The organism is Halobacillus sp. BBL2006 (genome assembly GCF_000786645.1).
Taxonomy (GTDB): Bacteria; Bacillota; Bacilli; order Bacillales; family Halobacillaceae; genus Halobacillus.
The window spans coordinates 1-2,914 of record NZ_JRNX01000751.1 but is presented as its reverse complement, the minus strand read 5'-3'; the positions used below and the strand labels follow the sequence as shown (position 1 = coordinate 2,914).

The 2,914-nt window shown below is 41.5% G+C and carries 2 protein-coding genes; both read left to right on the top strand.

Annotation, left to right across the window (positions count from 1 at the left end; translation table 11 throughout):
* The first annotated feature begins 242 nt into the window (after positions 1-242).
* Positions 243-1,580 carry a copper amine oxidase gene (locus LD39_RS19280; protein WP_035552027.1) on the top strand — a complete coding sequence of 446 codons (1,338 nt, stop codon included), beginning with the start codon at positions 243-245 and terminating at the stop codon, positions 1,578-1,580.
* 97 nt (positions 1,581-1,677) lie between these two features.
* Positions 1,678-2,661, top strand: a complete 984-nt coding sequence (locus LD39_RS19275) for a class F sortase (RefSeq protein WP_052158962.1) — start codon at positions 1,678-1,680, stop codon at positions 2,659-2,661.
* Positions 2,662-2,914: the final 253 nt, after the last annotated feature.

Sequence of the window (2,914 nt, the reverse complement as noted above, 5' to 3'; positions counted from 1 at the left end):
GTCGTTTCCCAGCCAACCCGAGTCTTAATCCAGTAACGGACACAGATATCTAGGAACTGAGTCTTCAACAATCAGGAGCTTTAATTGAACAAAAAAATCAACAATAAAGAGAAATAATAAGATTTTCTTAAAAAAATCTCAAAAATAGTGATCCAATATGTCATCTCTTTCGATAGCTAAATAAGAAACATAAATTACTAAAGCCAAATAGATGAAAAAACAAAAAGGAGAGATGACAGAACATGAAAGCTATGAAAAAAGTTTTTGTCTTATTAACAGCAATGATGGTGCTCGTCCCCTCAATAGCGCTGGCAGACGACCATAAGGAAGCAACGGTGAAGACCCCAGCAGCTGACTTACGAGCAGACTTAGACAAACTACTATCAGAACACTTCGTATTGGCCACTACGTTCATGATGAAATCCTTTGAAGACTCAGAAGATGCGGATGAGGTTTGGAATAAAATTGATCAGAATGCAAAAGACATGACACCGGCAATTGCTTCTGTCTACGGAGAAGAAGCGGCCGCTCAGTTTGAAGAAATTTTCAGTAGTCATAACGATTATTCCGATGACTTTGTAAAAGCCGCAAAAAACGATGACGCTGAAGCTAGAAAACAAGCAGAGAAAGAAGTAGAAGAATTTGTCAATGAGTTCGGTTCTTTCTTGGCGACAGCCACAGAGGGTAATTTACCAGTTAAAGCAGCAAAAGAAGCATTAGCTGCTCATGAGCAAGATGTTATGAATGTATTTGACCATTATGTGAATGAAGAGTATCAAAAAGCGTATCAATCTTTCAGAAAAGGATTCAACCGTATGTTCGAGATTAGTAAAGCTTTGTCAACAGCGATCACGACACAAATGCCCGAAAAATTTCAAAATAAGAAAGCAGATGCAAAAGCTGCTGATCTCCGTTCAAACTTAAATGCATTGGCATCCGAACACTTTGCCCTTGCCACCCTTGAAATGCAAAAAGGTTTCAACCAGGCTCCTGACTATGATTTTGTGACGTGGGCTGAAAACCAACACACTTCTGATTTTAAAGCAGTCATCCAATCTCTACATGGCGAAGAAGGAGCTGCACAGTTTGAAAAAGTATGGCAGCAAAATCATATCAATGCTCAGACAAACGTTGTTACAGCAGCATTAGAAGATGATAAAGAAATGCGTATGAAAGCTGAAGAGAGCTTGAAAATGTTTGCAGAAGACTATGGTGCATTCTTAGCATCTGCAACAGAAGGCAACATGCCTCAAGAAGCAGCAACAGATGCCATTTGGACTCACGAAGAAGATGTATTGCAAACGTTCGATCACTATGTAAATGGTGATTATGCAGCAACGTATGATTCATTCCATGAAGGATATGGGTATATGTTTGGCATCGGAGAAACATTAGGAGATGCGATCGTTAAACAAATGCCAGAACAGTTTGGCGCAGAAATGATGCCGGAATCTATGCCGGACACAGGTTTGGGCGGAATGAGCGATAACCATTCGATCTCAACATGGATCTGGGTGGCGTTCGGTGCTATGGTATTGCTTTCAGGTGGAGTTCTTTACAGAAGGAAAGCCTATCAGTAAAGTAGAATGGAGTCGTAAAATTATATTGACATAGAGGAGAGGGATGCCTCTCTTCTTCGCTGTTTCATAAATAGTACTGGATAGAAGGTGATGGGCAATGGAGAGGAAATGGAAAATCTATTTTACCTGTGTGGGCTTGATTGCCCTACTGATGATCGGATATGAAACAGATGTGTGGGCGAATCTTACCAATAACTCAGAGGAGTCTGAAGTCGTCCGCGTAGAGAACCCTGAGACCTCTTCTTCCAACCTTACCCCCCCACAAATAGAAGAGGAGAAGGAAGAAGCAGTGCTTGATGGCGAGTTCACGGTTATCAATAAAGATAAGAACATGAACGCTGAAGAGGTTGTGAAAAATCAAAAGCAAGAAAAAAACGGGATCAAACCGAACCATATTAAGATTCCATCCATCGATGTTGATGCGTCTGTAGAGTCTGTTGGAGTCTTGGATAATGGAGAAATGGGAGTCCCGGAGGATCCGGATAAAGCTGGCTGGTTTGAGCCAGGTACAGAACCAGGGAGTAAGGGGAACTCAGTCATAGCCGGACATGTGGATAGTCGTACAGGTCCAGCTGTCTTTTATGATTTAACGAAGGTTAGAAAAGGGGATGAAATCATCGTTTCTGATGACGAAGGTAATGAAAAAACATATATCGTTGAGAAATTAGAAAGTTACCCTCAGACCAATTCACCTATTGAAAAAATCTTTGGAAAGACGGATGAAAAGCGACTCAACGTAATTACCTGTACAGGAGAGTTCATTAGAGATAAAGGCGGACATCAGGATCGCCTAGTCGTATACTCTAAACTGAAAGAGCAAAAAGTGGATATTGAGGCTCCATCAAACGTTGAAGTGAGCGGGACCTTCGTTACATGGCACGCAGTTCGCGAAGTCTATGTAGCTGGTTATCGAGTATATCGTAGTAAGGACGGCGACAACTTCGAAAAAGTAGCGAGCATCTCTGCTCACGAACGAAAAACCTATGCTGATCCTGAAGCTTCAAAGTACACCTATTACGTGACCACCGTAGACTTGGAAGGCAACGAGTCAAAACCTTCTGCTAAATCTTCGGTCGAATGAGTAAATAATAAAAACCCGTCTTATGTCATCCACTACAAGGATGGCTTAGACGGGTTTTTTTATAAGAGCCTCACCAATTCAGGAGGCTCTTATCCGAACATTTTTGAATCTTCTAAGGTGTCACCGAGCTGAAGAATGATGGATTGTAACCGTTCAGGAAATTCAAATACATGAACACCGCATGTCATGCTCCCTTCTTCCGATTGCAGCCATATCACTCGGCCTTCAGCTGAGAACGTTTCATTATTATATA

Coding starts and splice junctions, on each gene's coding strand:
- LD39_RS19275 (WP_052158962.1), top strand. CDS start 1,678: ATGGAGAGGAAATGGAAAATCTATTTTACCTGTGTGGGCTTGATTGCC.
- LD39_RS19280 (WP_035552027.1), top strand. CDS start 243: ATGAAAGCTATGAAAAAAGTTTTTGTCTTATTAACAGCAATGATGGTG.